The 20,476-nt window shown below is 72.6% G+C and carries 18 protein-coding genes and 1 pseudogene; 16 read left to right on the top strand and 3 right to left on the bottom strand.

Annotated elements, in window-relative coordinates; translation table 11 throughout:
• Positions 1–177: 177 nt before the first annotated feature.
• Positions 178–1,512, top strand: coding sequence for an allantoinase AllB (gene allB, locus ACFV6X_RS00470; RefSeq protein ID WP_385375432.1), 1,335 nt, complete (start codon positions 178–180; stop codon positions 1,510–1,512).
• 32 nt (positions 1,513–1,544) lie between these two features.
• On the top strand, positions 1,545–2,675 hold the full coding sequence (alc, locus tag ACFV6X_RS00465) for an allantoicase (RefSeq protein ID WP_385375430.1): 1,131 nt from the start codon (positions 1,545–1,547) through the stop codon (positions 2,673–2,675).
• A gap of 75 nt (positions 2,676–2,750) precedes the next feature.
• On the opposite strand, the gene ACFV6X_RS00460 is transcribed toward alc, so the two are convergent.
• The gene (locus ACFV6X_RS00460; RefSeq protein ID WP_385375427.1) at positions 2,751–3,536 is read right to left on the bottom strand and encodes an SDR family oxidoreductase; all 786 of its coding nucleotides are present in this window, start codon (positions 3,534–3,536) and stop codon (positions 2,751–2,753) included.
• 100 nt (positions 3,537–3,636) lie between these two features.
• On the opposite strand from ACFV6X_RS00460, the gene ACFV6X_RS00455 reads away from it, so the two are divergent.
• Positions 3,637–4,455, top strand: a complete 819-nt coding sequence (locus tag ACFV6X_RS00455) for an AIM24 family protein (RefSeq protein ID WP_385375425.1) — start codon at positions 3,637–3,639, stop codon at positions 4,453–4,455.
• Positions 4,456–4,585: 130 nt separating this feature from the next.
• Positions 4,586–4,984 carry a ribonuclease domain-containing protein gene (locus ACFV6X_RS00450; protein ID WP_385375422.1) on the top strand — a complete coding sequence of 133 codons (399 nt, stop codon included), beginning with the start codon at positions 4,586–4,588 and terminating at the stop codon, positions 4,982–4,984.
• A gap of 64 nt (positions 4,985–5,048) precedes the next feature.
• Here the strand turns inward: ACFV6X_RS00450 and ACFV6X_RS00445 are convergent, their stop codons facing one another.
• Positions 5,049–5,249, bottom strand: a complete 201-nt coding sequence (locus ACFV6X_RS00445; protein WP_385375419.1) for a hypothetical protein — start codon at positions 5,247–5,249, stop codon at positions 5,049–5,051.
• Between the two features lie 170 nt (positions 5,250–5,419).
• Here ACFV6X_RS00445 and ACFV6X_RS00440 point away from each other — a divergent pair, with 170 nt between their 5' ends.
• The 4 genes from ACFV6X_RS00440 to ACFV6X_RS00425 all read left to right on the top strand — a co-directional run bounded on the left by ACFV6X_RS00440 (position 5,420) and on the right by ACFV6X_RS00425 (position 9,433).
• A complete protein-coding gene (locus ACFV6X_RS00440; RefSeq protein WP_385375416.1) occupies positions 5,420–6,688 on the top strand; it encodes a sensor histidine kinase in 1,269 nt (422 codons plus the stop codon).
• Between the two features lie 128 nt (positions 6,689–6,816).
• Positions 6,817–7,485, top strand: a complete 669-nt coding sequence (locus tag ACFV6X_RS00435) for a response regulator (protein WP_385375414.1) — start codon at positions 6,817–6,819, stop codon at positions 7,483–7,485.
• Positions 7,486–7,595: 110 nt separating this feature from the next.
• Positions 7,596–8,171 (top strand): hypothetical protein, encoded by a 576-nt coding sequence (locus ACFV6X_RS00430; RefSeq protein ID WP_385375412.1) that lies wholly within the window; start codon positions 7,596–7,598, stop codon positions 8,169–8,171.
• Positions 8,172–8,248: 77 nt separating this feature from the next.
• On the top strand, positions 8,249–9,433 hold the full coding sequence (locus ACFV6X_RS00425) for a cytochrome P450 (protein WP_385375409.1): 1,185 nt from the start codon (positions 8,249–8,251) through the stop codon (positions 9,431–9,433).
• Positions 9,434–9,458: 25 nt separating this feature from the next.
• Here the strand turns inward: ACFV6X_RS00425 and ACFV6X_RS00420 are convergent, their stop codons facing one another.
• A complete protein-coding gene (locus ACFV6X_RS00420) occupies positions 9,459–10,481 on the bottom strand; it encodes a Gfo/Idh/MocA family oxidoreductase (protein ID WP_385375406.1) in 1,023 nt (340 codons plus the stop codon).
• A gap of 130 nt (positions 10,482–10,611) precedes the next feature.
• Here ACFV6X_RS00420 and ACFV6X_RS00415 point away from each other — a divergent pair, with 130 nt between their 5' ends.
• The 8 genes and pseudogenes from ACFV6X_RS00415 to ACFV6X_RS00380 form a co-directional block, all read left to right on the top strand.
• Positions 10,612–11,349 carry a GntR family transcriptional regulator gene (locus ACFV6X_RS00415; RefSeq protein WP_385376244.1) on the top strand — a complete coding sequence of 246 codons (738 nt, stop codon included), beginning with the start codon at positions 10,612–10,614 and terminating at the stop codon, positions 11,347–11,349.
• Between the two features lie 209 nt (positions 11,350–11,558).
• Positions 11,559–12,530, top strand: coding sequence for a sugar ABC transporter substrate-binding protein (locus ACFV6X_RS00410; RefSeq protein WP_385376241.1), 972 nt, complete (start codon positions 11,559–11,561; stop codon positions 12,528–12,530).
• Positions 12,527–13,555 carry an ABC transporter permease gene (locus tag ACFV6X_RS00405; RefSeq protein ID WP_385375403.1) on the top strand — a complete coding sequence of 343 codons (1,029 nt, stop codon included), beginning with the start codon at positions 12,527–12,529 and terminating at the stop codon, positions 13,553–13,555. Before ACFV6X_RS00410 ends, ACFV6X_RS00405 begins: the two co-directional genes overlap by 4 nt.
• Positions 13,552–14,343: an ATP-binding cassette domain-containing protein gene (locus tag ACFV6X_RS00400; RefSeq protein WP_385375400.1), complete on the top strand. Its 792-nt coding sequence runs from the start codon at positions 13,552–13,554 to the stop codon at positions 14,341–14,343. The genes ACFV6X_RS00405 and ACFV6X_RS00400 overlap by 4 nt, the downstream gene beginning before the upstream one ends.
• Before the next feature lie 113 nt (positions 14,344–14,456).
• A complete protein-coding gene (locus ACFV6X_RS00395; RefSeq protein ID WP_365443918.1) occupies positions 14,457–15,641 on the top strand; it encodes an ROK family glucokinase in 1,185 nt (394 codons plus the stop codon).
• Entirely contained in the window at positions 15,638–16,231 is a 594-nt protein-coding gene (locus tag ACFV6X_RS00390) for a sugar kinase (RefSeq protein ID WP_385375397.1), read from the top strand. The genes ACFV6X_RS00395 and ACFV6X_RS00390 overlap by 4 nt, the downstream gene beginning before the upstream one ends.
• A gap of 141 nt (positions 16,232–16,372) precedes the next feature.
• On the top strand, positions 16,373–19,192 hold the full coding sequence (locus ACFV6X_RS00385) for an SNF2-related protein (protein ID WP_385375394.1): 2,820 nt from the start codon (positions 16,373–16,375) through the stop codon (positions 19,190–19,192).
• Positions 19,189–20,476: pseudogene (locus ACFV6X_RS00380) on the top strand (hypothetical protein); the annotation flags it as partial. The gene ACFV6X_RS00385 and the pseudogene ACFV6X_RS00380, both read left to right, overlap by 4 nt.

Below are 20,476 nucleotides of genomic sequence, written 5' to 3'. Positions count from 1 at the left end.
TTTGTGGAAATGTCCAGAGTGGGCGCCCGAGGTGCACTGTGGAGAAGTGTGCCTCTTGACGGTGCGCGAGCGGGAGTGAAGACTCCTTCAACAGAACGTTGAATTCCGTCACGCGGAAGTAGATCCGTCTCCCGGCCGGTGCGGGAGCGCGGGCCGGCGGCAGAGAGAGGGGTCCGGGTGTCCGAGGCTGAACTGGTGCTGCGCTCGACGCGCGTCATCACCCCCGAGGGGACGCGCCCCGCGTCCGTCGCGGTCGCCGGCGGGAGGATCACCGCCGTACTGCCGTACGACGCCCCGGTGGACGGCGCCCGCGTGGAGGACTTCGGCGACGACGTCCTGCTGCCCGGCCTGGTCGACACCCACGTCCACGTCAACGACCCCGGCCGCACCGAGTGGGAGGGCTTCTGGACCGCCACGCGCGCCGCGGCGGCCGGCGGCATCACCACCCTCGTCGACATGCCGCTCAACTCCCTGCCACCGACCACGACCGCCGACCACCTCCGCACCAAGCAGGAGGTGGCCCGCCGCAAGGCCCACGTCGACGTCGGCTTCTGGGGCGGCGCGCTGCCCGGCAACGTCAAGGACCTGCGCCCGCTGCACGACGCCGGGGTCTTCGGCTTCAAGGCGTTCCTGTCGCCGTCCGGCGTGGACGAGTTCCCGCACCTCGACCAGGAGCAGCTGGCGCAGTCCATGGCCGAGATCGCCGGGTTCGGCGGCCTGCTCATCGTGCACGCCGAGGACCCGCACCACCTCGCCGCCGCCCCGCAGCGGGGCGGCCCCCGGTACGCCCACTTCCTCGCCAGCCGCCCGCGCGACGCCGAGGACACGGCCATCGCCAACCTGATCGCGCAGGCCGAACGCCTTCACGCGCGCGTGCACGTGCTGCACCTGTCCTCCAGCGACGCGCTGCCGCTGATCGCCGCCGCCCGTGCCGAGGGCGTGCGCGTCACCGTCGAGACGTGCCCGCACTACCTCACGCTGACCGCCGAGGAAGTCCCGGACGGCGCCAGCGAGTTCAAGTGCTGCCCGCCCATCCGCGAGGCCGCCAACCAGGACCTGCTGTGGCAGGCGCTGGCCGACGGCACGATCGACTGTGTGGTCACCGACCACTCCCCGTCGACCGCCGACCTCAAGACGAACGACTTCGCCACCGCCTGGGGCGGCATCTCCGGCCTCCAGCTCAGCCTGCCCGCCGTCTGGACCGAGGCCCGCAAGCGGGGCCACACCCTGGAGGACGTCGTCCGCTGGATGTCCACGCGGACGGCGGACCTCGTGGGGCTGTCCCACAAGGGCGCCATCGAGGCAGGCCGGGACGCCGATTTCGCCGTCCTCGCGCCCGACGACACCTTCACCGTGGACCCGATGGCCCTCCAGCACCGCAATCGCGTCACGGCGTACGCCGGGCGCACCCTCAGCGGCGTCGTGAAGTCCACCTGGCTGCGCGGCGAACGCGTCGTGGCGGACGGCGAGTTCACCGAACCGAAGGGGCGACTGCTCACCCGCACCCCCTGAATCCCGACGTCTGAAAGGCAGACCTGATCACCGTGACGGCGCAGCACCCATCTTCCCCGGCCGGCTTCACCGGCGACGCGAGCCCCTACGGAGGCGGCGACCCGTACGCGGACTACCGCACCGCCGACTTCGCCTTCGCCCAGTACGCCGACCTGGCCGACCGCCGGCTCGGCGCCGGTGTCGTCGCCGCCAACGACGAGTTCTTCGCCCAGCGCGAGAACCTGCTGGTGCCCGAGCGGGCCGAGTTCGACCCCGAGCACTTCGGGCACAAGGGCAAGATCATGGACGGCTGGGAGACGCGCCGCCGCCGGGGCGCGTCCGCCGGGCACCCCTGGCCCACCGACGAGGACCACGACTGGGCGTTGGTCCGCCTCGGCGCGCCCGGCGTGATCCGCGGGATCGTCGTCGACACCGCCCACTTCCGGGGCAACTACCCGCAGTCCGTCTCCGTCGAGGGCGCGTCGGTCGCGGGCTCCCCGTCCCCCGAGGAACTGCTCGCCGACGACGTGAAGTGGACGACCCTGGTCCCGCGCACGCCGGTCGGCGGCCACGCGGCGAACGGCTTCGCCGTCTCGGCCGAGCAGCGCTTCACGCACCTGCGCGTCAACCAGCACCCCGACGGCGGCATCGCGCGCCTGCGCGTGTACGGCGAGGTGGCACCGGACCCCGAGTGGCTGTCGGCGCTGGGCACCTTCGACGTGGTCGCCCTGGAGAACGGCGGCCAGGTCGAGGACGCCTCCGACCGCTTCTACTCGCCGGCCACCAACACCATCCAGCCGGGCCGCTCCCGCAAGATGGACGACGGCTGGGAGACCCGCCGGCGCCGCGACCAGGGACACGACTGGATCCGCTACCGGCTGGTGGCCCAGTCCCGGATCCGCGCGATCGAGATCGACACCGCGTACCTCAAGGGCAACAGCGCGGGCTGGGCGTCGGTGTCCGTGCGGGACGGCGAGAACGGGGAGTGGACCGAGGTCCTGCCCCGCACCCGCCTCCAGCCCGACACCAACCACCGTTTCGTGCTTTCGGCCGCCGCGGTCGGCACGCACGCGCGCGTGGACATATTCCCGGACGGCGGCATCTCCCGGCTGCGCCTGTTCGGCTCCCTCACTGAGGAGGGCGCGACCCGTCTGGCGGCCCGTCACCAGGAACTGGGCGGCTGACGCCCGTAACGACTCGCGGGGCGCACCGGCCGGACAGCACCGGTGCGCCCCGCGTGCTCCGCAGGTCCCTTCGGGTCAGGCCGCGTGGCCGCCGTCGACCGAGAACTCGGCGCCGGTGACGTACGTCGCGGACGCGAGATAGGCGACCGTCGACGCCACCTCGTCGGCCGTCCCGAAGCGGCCCAGCGCGGTCAGGGCCGCCTGATCGGCCGCGTACGGACCGTCGGCCGGGTTCATGTCGGTGTCGATCGGGCCGGGGTGCACGAGGTTCGCGGTGATCCCGCGCCCGCCCAGTTCCCTGGCCAGCCCCTTGGTCAGCCCGGTCAGCGCCGCCTTGCTGGTCGCGTAGAGCGTGCCACCGGGCCCCGGCACCCGCTGGGCCATGCAGCTCCCGATGATGATGATCCGACCGCCGTCCGGCATCCGCGCGGCGGCCGCCTGGGAGGCCAGGAACACCGCCCGGACGTTCACCGCGAGCACCCGGTCGACGTCGGTGAGCGAGAGGGCGTCCAGCGGCCCGAGAACCCCGACGCCCGCGTTGTTCACCAGCACGTCGAGCCCGCCGAGGGCCTCCGCCGCACGCTCCACGGCGCCCAGTGCCTCGTCCGCGTCCGCGGAGTCCGCCCGCAGGGCCACACCCCGCCGCCCCGAAGCCTCGACGGCCCGTACGACGTCCTCGGCCGCCTCCTTGCCGTTCACGTACGTCACCGCCACGTCGGCGCCCTCCCGCGCCAGCCGCACCGCCGTGGCGGCGCCGATCCCCCGGCTGCCGCCGGTCACCAGGGCCTTCCTGCCGGCCAGGGGAGCCCGCCAGTCGGTGGTCCGAGTCGCTTCGGAGGTCTGTGTCGCTTGAGAAGTCATACGCCCATTCCAGCGACAGCCCCACGCGGTCGCTGGCGGCGAACGGACACCGAGGTGGCGCGCCCGGAACTCCGTGCTTCCCCTTCCTCGTTCTCCTCACGTGACACTTCAGCAAGAGATCGTCGGCAACGCCATGCAGATGGCGGTCGTCACCCTGCACCCGGGTCAGACCGTGTACTGCGAGGCGGGAAAGTTCCTGTTCAAGACGCCGAACGTGACCATGGAGACCCGGCTGTCCGGCCCGTCGGGCGGCGGGGCGCCGGGTGCCTCGGGCGCCGCGGCGGCGGGCATGGGCGGCCTGCTGCGCCAGGCCATGGGCACCGCCGTGCAGGCCGGCCAGCGCGCACTGGCCGGCGAGTCGCCGGCGTTCCAGTACTTCACCGCGCAGAGCGGTGAGGGCACGGTCGGCTTCGCGGGTGTGCTGCCGGGCGAGATGCGCGCCCTGGAACTCGACGGCACGCGCGCGTGGTTCGCGGAGAAGGACGCCTTCGTGGCAGCCGAGTCGACCGTCGAGTTCGGCATCGCCTTCCAGGGCGGACGGACGGGCATGAAGGGCGGTGAGGGTTTCGTCCTGGAGAGGTTCACCGGCCGCGGCACGGTGGTCATCGCGGGCGCCGGCAACTTCATCGACCTCAACCCCGCGGACTTCGGCGGCCGCATCGAGGTCGACACCGGCTGCGTGGTGGCCTTCGAGGAGGGAATCGAGTACGGCGTCCAGCGCGTCGGCGGCCTCAACCGCCAAGGCCTGATGAACGCCGTGTTCGGCGGCGAGGGCCTGTCCCTGGCCACACTGGAGGGCAACGGCGGCGTCATCCTCCAGTCCATGACCATCGAGGGCCTGGCGAACGCCCTGAAGAAGGCCCAGGGCGGCGACAAGCAGGGCCCCACGGGGGGACTCTTCTCGACGAACGCCGGGTGACGTCCTCGCCGGCTTCGTCGGCCCTGAAGGAGTACACCGTGCCAACTCCTCAAAAGGTCACAGGACTTGACGGCAAACTCCACAATCTTGACATTGACATGCCAGTATCTACGCGCGTCATCATGGATCCATGAGATTCCCCCCACGAAACCTCACCCGTCTCGGCGCCGCGGCCGCGCTCCTGTCGGCCCTCCTCGTCGGCGGCACCGTCTCCGCCGCCCCCGCGGGCGCCGCCGCCACGGCGGTCGGCGACATCTGCTACAGCGACCTGCCGTCGCAGGCGCACACGACGCTCGACCTCATCGAACAGGGCGGCCCCTACCCCTACCCGCAGGACGGGACGACCTTCCAGAACCGGGAAGGCATCCTGCCCAGCCAGTCGACCGGGTACTACCACGAGTACACGGTCGAGACCCCCGGCAGTGACACGCGCGGCGCCCGCCGCATCGTCACCGGCGAGGAGCACCAGGAGGACTACTACACGGCCGACCACTACGCGTCGTTCGACCTGGTCGACCACGGCTGCTGAACGGTTGCCCGGCGACGGCTGACCGGGCGCACCGCCGCCGGTCCGACCGGCCGTGCCGCCGGGCTCAACCGGGCTTGCGGCTCTCCGCGGCGGCGAACAGGGCGAACGCCAGCACGACCAGGGCGACGCTCGCGTAGATCTCGAGTCCGTCGAGGAAACCGACCCGCTGCACGAGACCGATGTGCCAGTCGGTGAACTCGTGCACCAGGCCCATGGCGCCCTGCACGAGGGCGATGAATCCGAGGAACTCCAGCAACTGCTTCATGGCCATGACCCTCGCCCCGCGGACCCCCCACACACAACGGCCGCGGGGCGAGACCCGGCCGACCGAAGTCGGTGGTCCCCACCGCACGACCGCGCCGAAAGTAGCCGATGCCGCGACTTCGGTCGGCGATCCGCGCGCGGGGAGGTGGCACGGCCGGGCCCTGCGTAGATTTGCCGACCGTGAAGGATGACAGGACGGCGCAGGCGGCGCCGGCGTTCGATGGGCGCCGGTGGCTGTTCCCGTCCGCTCTGATCCACGCGCTCGACCCGGACGGCGGAGGGGACGGGCGGCGGCCCCGGCGCACCGCGCGCGACTGGCTCGTCGACTTCTCCTGCTTCTTCGTGGCCATCGCGGTCGGCCTGCTGGCCGCGGACTCCATGACCCCGGAGAACACCCCGCACGCGCTCATGGTCGTCGACCAGTGGCTCGGCGGCCTGTCCTGCGCCGCGGTGTGGCTGCGCCGCCGCTGGCCGGTCGGGCTCGCGATCGCGATGATCCCGGTCGGCTTCCTCTCCAACACCGCGGGCGGCGCCGGCATGGTCGCCTTCTTCACCCTCGCCGTGCACCGGCCCTTCCGTCACGTGGCCTGGATCGCCGGCATCTCCACCGCGCTGATCCCGCTGTTCTTCTGGCTGCGCCCGGAACCAGAGCTGCCCTACCTGCTGGCCGTCGCGTTCACCGTGCTGCTCAGCGCCTGCGTCATCGGCTGGGGCCTGCTCGTGCGGTCCAAGCGGCAGTTGATGTTCAGCCTGCGCGACCGCGCCAGGCGGGCCGAGACGGAGGCCGTCCTGCGTGCCGAACAGGCCCAGCGGCTCGCGCGCGAGGCGATCGCCCGGGAGATGCACGACGTGCTCGCCCACCGGCTGACCCTGCTGAGCGTGCACGCCGGAGCCCTGGAGTTCCGGCCGGACGCGCCCCGCGAGGAGGTCGCGCGGGCGGCCGGTGTCATCCGGGAGAGCGCGCACGAGGCCCTGCAGGACCTGCGGGAGATCATCGGCGTCCTGCGGGCCGGCGACTCCGACGAGTCGGGCCGCCCGCAGCCGACGCTCGCCGCCCTCGACGCGCTGGTCACCGAGTGCCGCGAGGCAGGCACCAAGGTCACGCTCGACCTGCGGGTCACCGACCCGGATGCCGTCCCGGCCTCGGTCGGCCGCACCGCCTACCGCATCGTCCAGGAGGGCCTGACCAACGCCCGCAAGCACGCCCCCGGCACCGAGGTCACGGTGTCCTTGACCGGCGCGCCCGGCGAGGGCCTCACCGTCCACGTCCGCAACCCGGCCCCCGAGGGAGACGTACCGCACGTCCCGGGCTCGGGGCAGGGCCTGATCGGCCTGTCCGAGCGCGCCACTTTGGCCGGGGGACGGCTGGAGCACGGGGAAGGGGACGACGGGGGCTTCGCGGTACGGGCCTGGCTGCCGTGGGGGGCGCCCGGCCGGTGAGCGATCACCATCCTCCCATGTCGCTGCCGGTCACCGGCAGTTGAACAGGGCGGGGGTAGGGCAGCGGGCCTGACAGCGGTGCGACCAGGCGGGCGATTCGGCGGCACAACCGTGATTACGTGAGGGCCATGACTGCGATCAAAGTGCTTCTCGTCGACGACGATCCCCTGGTGCGGGCCGGGCTGTCCTTCATGATGGGCGGCGCCGACGACATCCGGATCGTCGGCGAGGCCGCCGACGGCGGCGAGGTCGAGGCGCTCGTCGACCGCACGCGTCCGGACGTCGTCCTGATGGACATCCGGATGCCCGCGGTCGACGGCCTCGCCGCCACCGAGCGGCTGCGCGCCCGCCCGGACGCCCCGCAGGTCGTGGTCCTGACCACCTTCCACGCCGACGAACAGGTGCTGCGGGCGCTGCGCGCGGGTGCCGCCGGGTTCGTCCTCAAGGACACCCCGCCCGCCGAGATCGTCGAGGCCGTGCGGCGGGTGGCCGCCGGTGACCCGGTGCTCTCGCCGACCGTCACCCGCCAGCTGATGGAGCACGCGGCCGGCACCGCCGCCGACACCCGGCGGGCCCGTGCGCGCGAGCGCATGGCCGCCCTCAACGACCGCGAACGCGAGGTCGCCGTCGCGGTCGGCCGGGGACTCGCCAACGCGGAGATCGCGACGGAGCTGTTCATGAGCGTGGCGACCGTCAAGACGCACGTCTCCCGCATCCTCGCCAAGCTCGGCCTCAACAACCGCGTGCAGATCGCCCTGCTGGCGTACGACGCGGGGCTTCTCGACGAGGACGGATAGCGGGCGGCGGGCCGGACCACCCGTTCGGCGGGGATGCCGCCGGCGTGCATCAGGGAATCCACTCGTGGCCGCCGCCCTGTCGCCGAGCCAGAGACGAGCCCCGGTTCCCGATGTCCCGTCCCGCCCCCGCCCCGGTTCCCGCCCCCGCCCCGGTTCTCGCCCCCGCCCCCGCCGCGCCACCGGCGGAACTGTCCCTCGACGCCCGCCTGGCGCTCGTCGACGCGGCGATGACCGTACGGCTGGACGAAGCGGCCGTCGCTCACGAGGTCCGCACCGCGTACCTGCGCACCGAGCCCGCCGAGCCGGCCGACGTCGTCACCGTCCCGTTCGAGACCGTCCCGTCGGAATCCGCCGGCGTCGGCCCGGTCTCCTCGGACCTGTACCCGACGCCGGTCGCCGCGCTGCTGCAGCGCGCCCATCACCGGTTGCTCTCCGACGGCTGGTGCAGCGGCGCGCCGGCCGACGGCGAAGGCGCCCACTGCATGCAGGGAGCCGTCCGCGTCGAAGCCCGTGGCGACCGGGGCCTGGAGAGCAGTGCCCTCGCCGTGCTGCTGGAGGCCGTCCGGCGCAGTTTCGGCGACCACGTCGACTCCGTGCCGGGCTTCAACGACGCCTTCGGCTCCGGCCGCGTGCCGGTCCGCATGGTCGGTCGGGCGGCCGCTCTCGCCGACGCCCGAGGCCTGTGACCGACCGCCACCGGAGGAGCGCCCCGGCACTCGCCGGAGGCGCCGCGCGTTGTCGTGGTGACGGGAGGCGGAGTGACATGGCGAAAGTGGTCGACCTGGGGGAGTTCGGCGCGGAGTTCCTGACGGATCCGCACCCTGTATACGCGCGGCTGCGGGCCCAGGGGCCGGTGCACAGGGTGCGGTTGCCGCGGCCGGAGTCCCATCGGGAGGCCTGGCTCGTGGTGGGCTACGAGGAGGCGCGCGCCGCGCTCGCCGACCCAAGGCTGTCCAAGGACACCGCCGAGATCGGGACGAGGTTCCTCGACGAGGAGCTGATCGGAAAGCATCTGCTGGCCGCCGACCCACCCCAGCACTCACGGCTGCGCGGCCTGGTCACGCGTGCGTTCACCGCCCGCCGGGTGGAGGCGCTGCGGCCCAGGATCCAGCAGATCGCCGACGAACTGCTGGACGCGATGCTCCCGCACGGCCGCGCCGACCTGGTGGACGCGTTCGCGTACCCGCTGCCGATCACGGTCATCTGCGAGCTGCTGGGCGTGCCCGAGCTGGACCGGGCCGCGTTCCGGACGATGTCGACGGAGGTGGTCGCCCCCACCGACGGCGACCGCGAGTACGAGGCCGTACGGCGCCTCGGGGAGTACCTCACCGAGCTGATCGAGGACAAGCGCTGCGCCGGACCCGCCGACGACCTGCTCAGCGACCTGATCCGCACCACCGCCGAGGACGGCGACCGGCTCTCCCCGACGGAGCTGCGCGGCATGGCCTACCTCCTGCTCGTCGCCGGCCACGAGACGACCGTCAACCTCCTGACCAACGGCGTGTACGCCCTGCTCACCCACCCCGGCCAGCTCGCCGCCCTGCGCGCCGACATGAGCCTGCTCGACGGCGCGATCGAGGAGATGCTGCGCTACGAGGGGCCGGTGGAGACGGCGACGTACCGGTTCGCCGCCGAGCCGATGGAGATCGCGGGCGCGACCGTCGGGAAGGGCGAGGCGGTGCTGATCGGCCTCACCGCGGCCGGCCACGACGACGCCCGCTTCCCGGACCCGCACCGCTTCGACATACACCGTGACCCCCGCACCCACCTCGCCTTCGGCCACGGCATCCACTACTGCCTGGGCGCACCCCTCGCCCGCCTGGAAGCCCGCACGGCACTGCGCGCCCTGCTGGAGCGCGCCCCCGGCCTCGCGCTGGACGGCCCGCCCGGCCCTTACCTGCCGGGGATGCTGATGCGCGGAATGCGAAGCCTGCCGGTGCGCTGGTGACGCCGGGCCCCGTGCACCCCCGCTCCTAGCGCAGCACCGGCTCCTGACCGCCCGGCACCTCCCCGAGCCGGACGGGTCTGTGCTCCCTGCGGGACATCTCGCAGGCCTCGGCGATGCGCAGCGCCTGCAACGCCTCGCGGCCGTCGCACGGGTTGGCGCGCTCGCCCCGGACCACCTCGATGAAGGCGTTCAGCTCGGCCTCGTAGGCGGGCCCGAAGCGCTCCAGGAAGGTGGTCCACGGCTTGCTCGCGGCCGGCGGCCCGGTCGGCTCGGTGGACGCGATCGGCGTACGGTCGTCCAGCCCCACCACGATCTGGTCCAGCTCCCCGGCCAGCTCCATGCGCACGTCGTAGCCGGCGCCGTTCAGCCGCGTCGCGGTCGCCGTCGCCAGGGTGGCGTCGTCGAGGATGAGGACCACCGCGGCGGTGTCGACGTCCCCGGCCTCGCGGAACATCGGGGGACCGGCGTCCGACCCGGCGGCGTAGACCTCCGTCACCTCGTGCCCGGTCACCCAGCGCAGGACGTCGAAGTCGTGGATGAGGGTGTCCCGGTACAGCCCACCGGACAGCGGCAGATACGCGGCCGGCGGTGGCGCCTGGTCGGAGGTCGTCGCGCGCACGGTGTGCAGCCGGCCGAGCCGCCCGGAGCGTACGGCCTCGCGGGCGCCGCTGTAGCCCGCGTCGAAGCGGCGCTGGAAGCCCATCTGCAGGATGGTTCCGGCCGTCTCGACCTCGGCGATCGCGTGCAGCGAGCCGGGCAGGTCGAGCGCGATCGGCTTCTCGCAGAAGACCGGCAGCCCCGAGCGCGCGGCCCGGCCGATCAGATCGGCGTGGGCCGCGGTCGCCGTCGTGATCACCACCGCGTCCACGCCCCACCGGAAGATCTCGTCCATACCGGGCGCGGCGGTCTCCCCGAGCCGGTGCGCCAGCTCCTGCGCCCGCGTGGGATCCGCGTCCGTGAGGATCAGGGAGCCCACGTCACGGTGGCGGCTGAGCGTGTTCGCATGGATGGTGCCGATGCGGCCCGTCCCGATGACCCCGATGCGCATGAAGACAAAGTGGAGCCGGACCCACCGCACTGTCAATGCTTATGTCCGGACAATCGGACTTCACAACTTCCCGTCAAACCGTCACGGAGCTACGCTCAGGCCCGTGCCGAAACCAGACGTGGACCCGAACGTGCAGCTCGATCTGAGTGTGGACCGCAGCTCGCCCGTGCCGTTGTACTTCCAGCTGTCCCAGCAGCTGGAGGCCGCCATCGAGAAGGGCACGCTCACTCCCGGCAGCCTGCTGGGCAACGAGATCGAGCTCGCCGCGCGGCTCGGGCTGTCCCGGCCCACGGTCCGCCAGGCCATCCAGTCCCTGGTCGACAAGGGCCTGCTGGTCCGCCGCCGGGGCGTCGGCACTCAGGTGGTGCACAGCCAGGTCAAGCGCCCGCTGGAGCTGAGCAGTCTCTACGACGACCTGGAGGCGGCCGGGCAGCGTCCGGCCACGAAGGTCCTGGTCAACACCGTCGTCCCGGCGTCCGCCGAGGTGGCGGCCGCGCTCGGCGTCGCGGAGGGCACCGATGTGCACCGCGTCGAGCGGCTGCGGCTGGCGCACGGGGAGCCGATCGCGTACCTGTGCAACTACCTGCCCAGCGGCCTGATCGAACTGGACACCGGGCAGCTGGAGGCGACCGGCCTCTACCGGCTGATGCGGTCCGCCGGGATCACGCTGCACAGCGCCCGCCAGTCCATCGGCGCCCGGGCCGCCACCGCCGCCGAGGCCGAGCGGCTCCGCGAGAGCGAGGGCGCCCCGCTGCTGACCATGCGGCGCACGACGTTCGACGACACCGGCCGGGCGGTCGAGTACGGCACGCACACCTACCGCCCGAGCCGCTACTCCTTCGAGTTCCAGCTGCTCGTACGGCCCTGAGGGGCGCCCCCGAGCCTGATTCGTCGCAATGTCCGGACAATGCGACCGAGTCGCACTCCCCGGCCGCGGGCCGCGTCATCCCTGTGTTCGATACTGGGGCGTTTGGGGTCGGTGGGATGACCGGCCCTGGCTACCGAAGAACACAGCAAGAAGGGCACGGCCTCGTGGCACGGTTTCGGACCGGGTTTCGCACCTGGGTAGGCATCGCGGTGGCAGGGGCGCTCTGCGCGTCCCTCGCGGGATGCAGCAGCACGGGCGGCAAACGCGCCGAGGACGCCCGCAAGGCCGCGGCAGCGCAGGGGAAGGCCGCGGTGAACACGCCCCGCTGGACCTTCGCCATGATCACTCACTCGGGCGACGGCGACACCTTCTGGGACATCGTCCAGAGCGGCGCCGAGCAGGCCGCCGTCAAGGACAACATCAAGTTCCTGTACTCCCACGACGACGAGGCTCAGCAGCAGGCGCAGCTGGTGGACGCGGCCGTCGACAAGAAGGTCGACGGCATCATCGTCACCCTCGCCAAGCCGGACGCGATGAAGGCCGCCGTCGCCCGCGCGGTCAAGGCGGGCATTCCCGTGGTCACCGTGAACTCTGGCTCGGCGGAGTCGAAGGAGTTCGGCGCGCTCACACACATCGGCCAGGACGAGACCATCGCCGGCCAGGCGGTCGGCGAGGAGCTGAACGAGCGTGGCCGTAAGAAGGCGCTCTGCATCCTGCACGAACAGGGCAACGTCGGTCACGAGCAGCGCTGCGCCGGTCTGAAGGAGACCTTCGACGGCACCGTGCAGAACCTCTACGTCACCGGCACCAGCATGCCCGACGTGCAGTCCGCCATCGAGGCCAAGCTCCAGTCCGACAGCTCGGTCGACGCCGTCGTGACCCTGGGCGCCCCGTACGCCGACACCGCCGTGAAGGCCAAGCAGGGCTCGGGCAGCGACGCCGAGATCGACACCTTCGACCTGAACGCCAAGGTGGCCGCCGGCCTGAAGGACGGCACCCTCGGCTTCGCCGTCGACCAGCAGCCCTACCTCCAGGGCTACGAGGCGGTCGACCTGCTGTGGCTGTACAGGTACAACGCCGACGTCCTCGGCGGCGGCAAGCCGGTGCTCACCGGCCCGCAGATCATCACCAAGGACCAGGCGGGCGCCCTCGCCGAGTACACCGAGCGGGGCACCCGATGACGGCGCTCGCTGACGAAAGGATTCTGCACAGCTCGCCGCTGCGGAAGCTGCTCGGCCGTCCGGAACTGGGCTCCGTCGTCGGAGCCGCCGCCGTCTTCCTCTTCTTCGCCCTGGCCGCCGACAGCTTCCTGAAGGCGTCGAGCCTGAGCACGGTCCTCTACGCCTCCTCGACGATCGGCATCATGGCGGTCCCGGTCGCGCTGCTGATGATCGGCGGCGAGTTCGACCTGTCCGCGGGCGTCATGGTGACCTCGTCCGCCCTGGTCTCCTCGATGTTCAGCTTCCAGATGACGGCGAACGTCTGGGTCGGCGTCGGTGTCTCCCTGCTCGTCACCCTCGCGATCGGCGCCTTCAACGGCTTCGTGCTCACCCGCACCAGGCTGCCGAGCTTCATCGTCACGCTGGGCACCTTCCTGATGCTGACCGGCATGAACCTCGGCTTCACCAAGCTGATCTCCGGCACGGTCTCCACGAAGACCATCGCCGACATGGAGGGCTTCCCCAGCGCGCACGACGTCTTCGCCTCCACGCTGACCGTCGGCGGCGTCAACTTCAGGATCACGATTCTGTGGTGGTTCGCGCTGGTCGCCCTCGCCAGCTGGATCCTGCTGCGTACCCGCGCCGGCAACTGGATCTTCGCGGTCGGCGGGAACCAGGACGCGGCCCGCGCGGTCGGCGTCCCGGTGGCCCGGACCAAGATCGGCCTCTACATGGGCGTGGCGCTCGGCGCCTGGATCTCCGGCCAGCACCTGCTCTTCTCGTACGACGTCGTCCAGTCCGGCGAGGGCGTCGGCAACGAGCTCATCTACATCATCGCCGCCGTCATCGGTGGCTGCCTGATCACCGGCGGCTACGGCAGCGCGGTCGGCTCGGCGGTCGGCGCGTTCATCTTCGGCATGACCAGCAAGGGCATCGTCTTCGCCGAGTGGAACCCCGACTGGTTCAAGTTCTTCCTCGGAGCGATGCTGCTCCTCGCGACCCTGCTCAACGCCTGGGTCCGCAAGCGCGCGGAGGCGACCAAGTGACGCAAGCGGCGGAACGCAGGGCACTCGTGGAGCTGTCCGGCGTCAGCAAGCACTACGGCAACGTCCGCGCCCTCGAAGGTGTCTCCCTGGAGGTGCACGCGGGGGAGATCACCTGCGTGCTGGGCGACAACGGCGCCGGCAAGTCCACCCTCATCAAGATCATCGCCGGACTGCACCAGCACGACGGCGGCACCCTGCGCATCGACGGCGAGGAGACCCGCCTCGGCTCCCCGCGCGACGCCCTGGACCGCGGGATCGCGACCGTCTACCAGGACCTGGCCGTCGTCCCGCTGATGCCGGTCTGGCGCAACTTCTTCCTCGGCTCCGAGCCCCGCAAGGGCGCCGGTCCCCTCAAGCGCATGGACGTCGACCTCATGCGCCGCACCACCCACTCCGAACTCCTGCGCATGGGCATCGACCTGCGCGACGTCGACCAGCCCATCGGCACCCTCTCCGGCGGCGAGCGCCAGTGCGTGGCGATCGCACGGGCCGTCCACTTCGGCGCCAAGGTCCTCGTCCTGGACGAGCCCACGGCGGCGCTCGGCGTGAAGCAGTCCGGGGTCGTTCTGAAGTATGTGGCGGCGGCACGGGACCAGGGTCTGGGTGTTGTATTGATCACCCACAACCCGCATCACGCGTACCTGGTCGGCGACCGTTTCGTGCTGCTGAAGCGCGGCACCATGGCGGGCAGCCACACCAGTGACTCGATCACGCTCGACGAGCTGACACGGCAGATGGCAGGCGGAAACGAGCTCGACGATCTCCGCCACGAGCTCCAGCGCGGCTAGCGGCACGAGGGCTGCGGGAAGGGTGACGACGAGCCGCACCCTGCGGGCGACCCGGGACTCCCGGACCATCCCCTTACCGCACCCGGAGTCACGGTGAGGCAGAATCGGGCCCGATGAGCACCTACCGCGACCTCGCCTTCCCCAAGGCCCTGAGCAACGCCCGGGTGACCGGCGGCGCCCCCATCGGCTCACGGCGCGCGACCGCGCTGCGCACCGTGGGCACCCGGGAGCGCCGTTCCCACCTGACCGCACCCCGCGTGCCCACCGTCGGCATCGACATCGGCGGCACCAAGGTGATGGCGGGTGTCGTGGACGCCGACGGCAACATCCTGGAGAAGCTCCGCACGGAGACCCCGGACAAGTCCAAGAGCCCCCGGGTCGTCGAGGACACCATCGTCGAGCTGGTCCTGGACCTGTCCGACCGCCACGACGTGCACGCGGTCGGCATCGGCGCGGCCGGCTGGGTCGACGCCGAGCGCAACCGAGTCCTGTTCGCCCCGCACCTGTCCTGGCGCAACGAGCCGCTGCGCGACCGTCTCGCCAGCCGCCTCTCCGTCCCGGTCCTGGTCGACAACGACGCCAACACCGCCGCCTGGGCCGAGTGGCGCTTCGGCGCCGGACGCGGCGAGGACCACCTGGTCATGATCACGCTGGGAACCGGCATCGGCGGCGCGATCCTGGAGGACGGCCAGGTCAAGCGCGGCAAGTTCGGCGTGGCCGGTGAGTTCGGCCATATGCAGGTCGTGCCCGGCGGCCACCGCTGCCCGTGCGGCAACCGCGGCTGCTGGGAGCAGTACAGCTCCGGCAACGCGCTGGTCCGCGAGGCGCGCGAGCTGGCCGCGGCCGACTCCCCGGTGGCGTACGGGCTCATCGAGCACGTCAAGGGCAGCATCGGTGACATCACCGGCCCGATCATCACCGAGCTGGCCCGCGAGGGCGACGCGATGTGCATCGAGCTGCTCCAGGACATCGGCCAGTGGCTCGGCGTCGGCATCGCCAACCTGGCCGCCGCCCTCGACCCGTCGTGCTTCGTGATCGGCGGCGGGGTCTCGGCCGCCGACGACCTGCTCATCGGCCCCGCCCGGGACGCCTTCAAGCGCCACCTCACCGGCCGCGGCTACCGCCCCGAGGCCCGCATCGTCCGCGCCCAGCTCGGCCCCGAGGCCGGCATGGTCGGCGCCGCCGACCTCGCCCGTCTGGTGGCCCGCCGCTTCCGGCGCGCCAAACGGCGCAGGGTGGAGCGCTACGAACGCTACGAGCGGTACGCCGAGGCCCGCCGCGGTCAGGAGTCGCTGTGACGGGCGCGCTGCCGCAGCAGGCCGGCCCCGCCGGCGACACACAGGCTCCGGCGGAGGACCGCCGCCATGTGATCCGCCGCAGGGCGCTCACCCTGCTCACCATCGTGCTGCTCATCGGCGTCCCCGCCGGCTATCTGGTGATCTCCGCCAACCAGAGCCGCGCCAGCGGCAAGGACAAGGAGGAGAAGTACTCGGCGCGGGGGCTGACCGTGGGCTGGCCCTCCAAGGTGCAGCGGAGGCTGTACCAGGTGCCCATACCGCATCCGGCCAACAAGGTCGCCTGGTACGAGACGAACAACTGGAAGACCAGCCGGCTGTACGTGCAGTTCCAGACCACTCACGCCGGGCTGGACGCCTTCCTCAAGGAGGTGGGCGTCGAGCGGAACGAGCTGATCAAGAGCGACATCACCATCAACGCGCGCGACCAGCACGTCACGGGCTGGAAGTTCTCCGGCACGGGCGCTCGGCCCGGCGCGAACTGGGGCCTGGTCCACCAGCAGAAGAACCCGAGGCCGACGCAGGACATCGTGGTGAACACGGGCAATCCGACGTACCCGATGGTCTACGTCGTCTCGCGGCTGATCCCCTGACCGGCTGGTTTTCCTGACGGGTCCGCCGGCTCTCCTACCGAACCCGTCCGGTCCCGCCCGTTCGCCGGAGCCGATTGTCGGACCCCGCCCGTAAAGTCGAAGACGACTGATCCGATGTGCGGGCGGGAGGTGACAGGACGTATGCGCGAAGCCGTATCCGTGCCCGCCCGGCTGGCCGCCGTCTTCCTTCCCGCGCCGGTGCCCCGTGAGGGACGCGTGGCCTTCTGGGACCCGGACGACGAGGCCACGGCGCCCGTGCCCGGCCTCACCTCCACACCGCTGACAGTCGTACGGCCCCATGGGGCCGGTGTCCGCCGCAAGGAGACGCCGGCGCTGACCCTGCCGGTGGGCGAGGCACTCCCCTCGCTCGTCCGCGCCCGGCACGATCCGGCCGCCCACCCCGCCACGGCCTGCTGGGGCGCCGCCGCCCTGCACGCCCTGCGGCTCGCCGCCCGCGGGCGCCTCCTGCCCGGCCTGACACCCACCGGGCACGACGCCTGGCGCGCCGGTCCCCTCGACCCGGACGACATCGCCCACCTGCGCGCGGTGGCCGCCGCACTGCCCTACGAAGGGCATGCCGTGCCGCTGCCCGGTCCGGGCCCGCTGCGGCTGCCCGGGCCGGAGGCGCTGATGCGGGCGTTCCTGGACGCGGTCGCGGACACCCTGCCGCGCACCCCCGCCGCCGCGGCCGCCTGCGGCAAGCCCTTCGCGGCCCTTGCGCCGCAGCGCCTGCCCGCCGCCCACGAGTGGGCCGCGGAGGTCGCCGCCGGGATGGACGCGGGCGTGCGGATCTCGCTGCGCCTGGACCTGGCGGCGCACGACCTGTTCGAGACCGGGGACGACGGCGACCGGGTGCGCCGGGCGGGCGCCGCGATCGTCCAGGTGCACAGCCTCGCCGACCCCACGCTCGTCGTGGACGTGGCAGCGCTGTGGGCGGGGGACGCCGGCGCCGACTTCGGTCCCCGCGCGCGGGTGGACGCCGCCCTCGCGGTCCGGCGCGCGGCGCGCGTCTGGGCGCCGCTGGACCGGCTCGCCGAGCAGGACGTGCCCGACGTGCTCGCCCTGTCCGAGCCCGAACTCGGTGACCTGCTGGGCGCGGCGGCCTCGCGGCTGGCCGCGGCGGGCGTCGCCGTGCACTGGCCCCGCGACCTCGCCCGCGACCTGACGGCGGCCGCGGTGGTACGGCCCGCGCCGGGCTCGGCGACCGACGGCACCGGCTTCTTCGAGAGCGAGGAACTGCTGCAGTTCCGCTGGCAGTTGGCGCTCGGCGGGGAGCCGCTCAGCGAGGCCGAGATGGACGCGCTCGCCGAGGCCCACCGCCCCGTCGTACGGCTGCGGGACCAGTGGGTCCTGGTCGACCCCGCACTCGTCCGCAAGGCCCGCAAGCGCGAACTGGGCCTGCTCGACCCGGTGGACGCCCTGTCCGTCGCGCTCACCGGCACCGCGGAGGTCGACGGCGAGCAGGTCGAGGCGGTGCCGGTCGGCGCGCTGGCCGCCCTGCGGGACCGTCTCACGGCCGGGGTCCGGCTCGCCGAAGCGCCCGCCGGACTCCGTGCCACCCTTCGCGACTACCAACTGCGGGGGCTGGCCTGGCTCGACCTGATGACCTCCCTCGGCCTCGGCGGCTGCCTCGCCGACGACATGGGACTCGGCAAGACGGTCACCGTCATCGCCCTTCATCTCAAGCGGGCCCGCACCGAACCCACCTTGGTGGTCTGCCCGGCCTCCCTGCTGGGCAACTGGCAGCGGGAGATCGAGCGTTTCGCCCCGGGTGTACCCGTCCGCCGCCACCACGGCACCGAACGCACCCTGGCCGGCCTCGACGGCGGCTTCGTCCTCACCACGTACGGCACCATGCGGTCGGCGGCGGCGACGCTGGCCCAGCAGAAGTGGGGCATGGTCGTCGCCGACGAGGCACAGCACGTCAAGAACCCGTACTCGGCGACGGCGAAGGCTCTGCGCACGATCCCGACGCCCGCCCGCGTCGCCCTGACCGGCACCCCCGTCGAGAACAACCTCTCCGAGCTCTGGGCGCTGCTGGACTGGACGACGCCCGGTCTGCTGGGTCCGCTGAAGTCCTTCCGCGCCCGGCACGCCCGCGCCGTGGAGAACGGCGAGGACGAGGAGGCGGTGGCCCGGCTCGCCCGCCTCGTCCGCCCGTTCCTGCTGCGCCGCAAGAAGTCCGACCCCGGCATCGTCCCCGAACTGCCGCCCAAGACGGAGACCGACCACCCGGTGCCGCTCACCCGGGAACAGGGCGCGCTGTACGAGGCGGTGGTGCGCGAGTCGCTGCTGGCCATCGAGACGGCGGAGGGCATCGCGCGCCGCGGCCTGGTGCTCAAGCTGCTGACCTCGCTGAAGCAGATCTGCGACCACCCGGCGCTGTACCTGAAGGAGGAGCACGGCCCGTACGGCGGTGACCGGCTCGCCGCCCGCTCCGGCAAACTCGCCCTGCTGGACGAGTTGCTGGACACACTGCTCGCGGAGGACGGTTCGGCGCTGGTCTTCACGCAGTACGTCGGTATGGCCCGCCTGATCACCGCCCACCTCGCCGCCCGGGCCGTCCCGGTGGACCTCTTGCACGGCGGCACGCCCGTGCCGGAACGCGAGCGCATGGTGGACCGCTTCCAGGACGGTGCCACCCCGGTGCTGGTCCTGTCCCTCAAGGCCGCCGGCACCGGACTGAACCTCACGCGCGCGGGCCATGTCGTCCACTTCGACCGCTGGTGGAACCCGGCGGTGGAGGAACAGGCCACCGATCGCGCCTACCGCATCGGCCAGACCCAGCCCGTGCAGGTCCACCGCCTCATCACCGAGGGCACGGTGGAGGACCGCATCGCCGAGATGCTGGAGGCCAAGCGCGCCCTGGCCGACGCGGTCCTCGGCTCCGGAGAGGCGGCCCTCACGGAACTGACGGACCGTGAGCTCTCCGACCTCGTGTCACTGCGGAGGGCGTCGTGACGGGGGAACGGGGGCGGTCCGGTGCGCGGGGTGACGGCGAGGTGCCCGACGAGGGCCGGATGCCGGGCGAGGAGGAGGCCGGGGCGGCCGAAGGTCAGGGCGACCAGGGCGAGCCGGTTCAGGAGACGGGGCGGGCGCGGCCCGCCGATGTGGCGCGGCGGGCTCTGTGGGCTGCCCGGGGGCGGGGGAGCGGGGCGCAGGGGGCCGTCGAGACGGGGGAGTCGAGCGACGCGGGGGAGTCGAGCGACGCGAGGGAGGGGCGGAGCCTGTCCGGTGGGCAGCGTCCGGACGCCGCCACGGACGCCCCCGGACCGGACGAGCCCGCAAGCCCCTCTGGCGGCCATGAGCCCCGGCCGGGTGACGCCGCCCGGGCGGCGCTGCGACGGGCGGTGTCGGCCCGGCGGGCGGTTGCCGGGGAGCCCGCGGAGGGTGAGGCATCGGGGGGTGGGGCGGACCGTGGACCCGGCGGGTCGTCGGAGGCCGGTGCCTTGGGTGGGCCGTCGGACGCCGGTGCCTTCGGTGAGGTCCCGGTGGTCGGTGGCTTGGGTGGGCCTTCGGAGGCTGACGCCTTCGAGAAGGTCCCGGAGGTCGGTGCCTCGGGTGGGCCGTCCGATGCCGGTGCCTTCGATGAGATCCCGGACGCCGGTTCCCTTGGTGGGATCCCGGGCTCCAGTGCCCTCGGTGGGCCCTTGGAGGCCGGTGCCTTCCGTGAGGTCCCGGATTCCAGTGCTTCCAGCGAAGTCCGGGGCGCCGACGCCTCGGCGACGGCCCCGTCGTCCACCCGGCCCGCCGACGTCGCGCGGGACGCCTTGCGGGCGGCCCGGAGTCAGCGGGAGGCGCAGCAGGCGCGGGAGGACGTCGGGACCACGGGCGTCGAGCCGGTGCGCCGGAGCCCGCCACGCCGTCCGGCGGATCGGTCACGACGACCGCGTGCGTCGGGGGAGTTGTTCGCCGACGCCTTCAAGGGGCTGGCCCTGACGGACGCGTCCCACGAGCGGCACACCACCGATCACGGCCCCGGGCCGACGAATTCATCCGCGCAACCCACCGACATGCGCCCGGAGCACGACGATCCCGCCGCCCCACCACTCGCGGACGTGCGTCCGGAGCACGACGATCCCACCGCCGCGGCACTCGCCGACGCGCGCTCGGGGCACGACGACCCCACCTCGGCGTCACTCCTTGACCTGCGCCCGGAGCACGACGATCCCGCCGCCCCACCACTCGCGGACGTGCGTCCGGAGCACGACGATCCCACCGCCGCGGCACTCGCCGACGCGCGCT

Source organism: Streptomyces sp. NPDC059861 (genome assembly GCF_042731435.1).
In the GTDB taxonomy this organism is placed as follows: domain Bacteria; phylum Actinomycetota; class Actinomycetes; order Streptomycetales; family Streptomycetaceae; genus Streptomyces.
Note: the sequence above shows the minus strand (reverse complement) of the source record. Positions and strands in the feature narration are given on the sequence as shown.

Coding starts and splice junctions, on each gene's coding strand:
- ACFV6X_RS00435 (WP_385375414.1), top strand. CDS start 6,817: ATGACTGCGATCAAAGTGCTTCTCGTCGACGACGATCCCCTGGTGCGG.
- ACFV6X_RS00385 (WP_385375394.1), top strand. CDS start 16,373: ATGCGCGAAGCCGTATCCGTGCCCGCCCGGCTGGCCGCCGTCTTCCTT.
- ACFV6X_RS00420 (WP_385375406.1), bottom strand. CDS start 10,481: ATGCGCATCGGGGTCATCGGGACGGGCCGCATCGGCACCATCCATGCG.
- ACFV6X_RS00405 (WP_385375403.1), top strand. CDS start 12,527: ATGACGGCGCTCGCTGACGAAAGGATTCTGCACAGCTCGCCGCTGCGG.
- ACFV6X_RS00395 (WP_365443918.1), top strand. CDS start 14,457: ATGAGCACCTACCGCGACCTCGCCTTCCCCAAGGCCCTGAGCAACGCC.
- ACFV6X_RS00445 (WP_385375419.1), bottom strand. CDS start 5,249: ATGAAGCAGTTGCTGGAGTTCCTCGGATTCATCGCCCTCGTGCAGGGC.
- ACFV6X_RS00460 (WP_385375427.1), bottom strand. CDS start 3,536: ATGACTTCTCAAGCGACACAGACCTCCGAAGCGACTCGGACCACCGAC.
- ACFV6X_RS00425 (WP_385375409.1), top strand. CDS start 8,249: ATGGCGAAAGTGGTCGACCTGGGGGAGTTCGGCGCGGAGTTCCTGACG.
- ACFV6X_RS00430 (WP_385375412.1), top strand. CDS start 7,596: ATGTCCCGTCCCGCCCCCGCCCCGGTTCCCGCCCCCGCCCCGGTTCTC.
- ACFV6X_RS00450 (WP_385375422.1), top strand. CDS start 4,586: ATGAGATTCCCCCCACGAAACCTCACCCGTCTCGGCGCCGCGGCCGCG.